The organism is Reichenbachiella sp. MALMAid0571 (assembly GCF_040151475.1).
In the GTDB taxonomy this organism is placed as follows: Bacteria; Bacteroidota; Bacteroidia; order Cytophagales; family Cyclobacteriaceae; genus CAXBNB01.
Map to the genome: position 1 here is coordinate 1 of NZ_JBDKWG010000045.1, position 631 is coordinate 631.

Below are 631 nucleotides of genomic sequence, written 5' to 3' on the forward strand. Positions count from 1 at the left end.
CCCGTCAGACAGGTTGCCGGTCGTCAACGTAATGCTTCCGTCTGTACCGGAACAGGCCGTTGGATTGCTCTCAGCATTGCCTGTCAGGGTTGGGATTGATGGATCGCTCAACGTAACGTCTATATCAGCGACTGAACTACAACCTGATTCGGTGATTGTAATGTTGTTGTAAACTCCTGCGCTCAATCCACTGATCATACCAACATTGCCCGATACTACCATACTGAACGTCTGGGTTGCCGAAGAAACATCTTCATAAGATACGCTGTATGTTCCGTCTGACAGGTTGCCGGTCGTCAACGTAATGCTTCCGTCTGTGCCTGAACAAGTCGTTGGGTTACTCTCAGCATTGTCTGACAAGGTTGGAATGGATGGATCACTCAACGTAACATCTATATAGGCGACTGAACTACAGCCTGATTCTGTTATACTGATGTTGTTGTAAACTCCCGCACTCAATCCACTGATCGTTCCGACATTTCCTGATACGACCATACTGAACGTTTGAGAAGCTGAAGAGCCGTCTTCATAATCTAAGGTATAAGTCCCGTCAGACAGGTTGCCGGTCGTCAACGTAATGCTTCCGTCTGTACCGGAACAGGCCGTTGGATTGCTCTCAGCATTGCCTGTC

The 631-nt window shown here is 48.3% G+C and carries 1 protein-coding gene; it reads right to left on the reverse strand.

Annotated features, from left to right (window positions below):
- Positions 1-631: hypothetical protein (locus AAOP42_RS00660; protein ID WP_349526521.1), on the reverse strand; the 631-nt coding region annotated here is incomplete at both ends.